Source organism: Rhodothermales bacterium (genome assembly GCA_017643395.1).
GTDB lineage: Bacteria > Bacteroidota > Rhodothermia > Rhodothermales > UBA10348 > JABDJZ01.
The window spans coordinates 1-856 of record JAEPNP010000016.1 but is presented as its reverse complement, the minus strand read 5'-3'; the positions used below and the strand labels follow the sequence as shown (position 1 = coordinate 856).

General features: G+C 58.8%; 1 protein-coding gene, 1 pseudogene and 1 other annotated feature. The gene and the pseudogene both read left to right on the top strand.

All coding sequences use genetic code 11. The annotated features are described in order from the left end of the window. Positions 1-155 precede the first annotated feature (155 nt). Positions 156-476: pseudogene (locus tag JJ896_18565) on the top strand (transposase). After that, positions 434-550, top strand: a sequence feature (AL1L pseudoknot). Its footprint overlaps the pseudogene before it by 43 nt. Then, positions 476-856 (top strand): IS3 family transposase (locus tag JJ896_18560; protein MBO6781655.1); only part of this gene is annotated, 381 nt, incomplete at its 3' end. It overlaps the preceding feature by 75 nt. The pseudogene JJ896_18565 and the gene JJ896_18560, both read left to right, overlap by 1 nt.

Genomic DNA, 856 nt, shown 5'->3' with positions numbered 1-856 from the left:
GAAGTATGAGAAATACCAGTTTGTAGGCGGGCCGCTAAAAGTCTTGGCGCGATCACGCGACAAACTAAGCGAAGGCTGGGGCCTATTGGTTGAATTCGAGGACTATGAATCGCCCCGGGTTTGTCGGAGGCTCCATAACTTGAGAGGATGGAGCTATGAACAAATCAAAACGCTATTCCCCGGAATTCCGGGAACGGGCGGTCCGCATGCTGCTGGACCACAAATTGGAGTATGACTCGGAGTGGGCGGCGATGACAGCCATCTCGGTCAAACTGGGCTGTACACCTGAGACTCTGAGGCAGTGGGTAAGGCAAGCCGAGAAAGACCTTGGGATTCGAGACGGCGTTACCAGCGATGAGCGCCAGCGCCTCAAGGACCTGGAGAAGGAGGTCCGCGAACTTCGCCGGGCCAATGAGATCCTTCGCAAGGCATCTGCTTATTTTGCCCAGGCGGAGCTCGACCGCCGACCGAAGTGATGGTGTCGTTTATCGATGAGCACCGGGATAGTTACGGGGTCGAGCCGATCTGCAGTCAGCTGCCGATTGCCCCGTCCACCTTTTACGACCACAAGGACAAACGTAATCACCCGCAGAGGCGCTCAAGCCGCGCCAAACGGGACGACGCCCTGTGCTCGGAAGTGAAGCGGGTCTGGGAGGAGAACTTCCAGGTCTACGGCGCGCATAAAGTATGGAAGCAGCTAAACCGCGAGGATATCGAGGTCGCCCGCTGCACGGTGGAACGGCTGATGAAGCGGTTAGGGCTGGAGGGCGCCAGGCGCGGCAAAGGCTGCAAGACGACGATCGCGGATACCGGAGCGGATCGGCCTGCCGACCTGGTGCAGCGCCAGTTTGTGGCT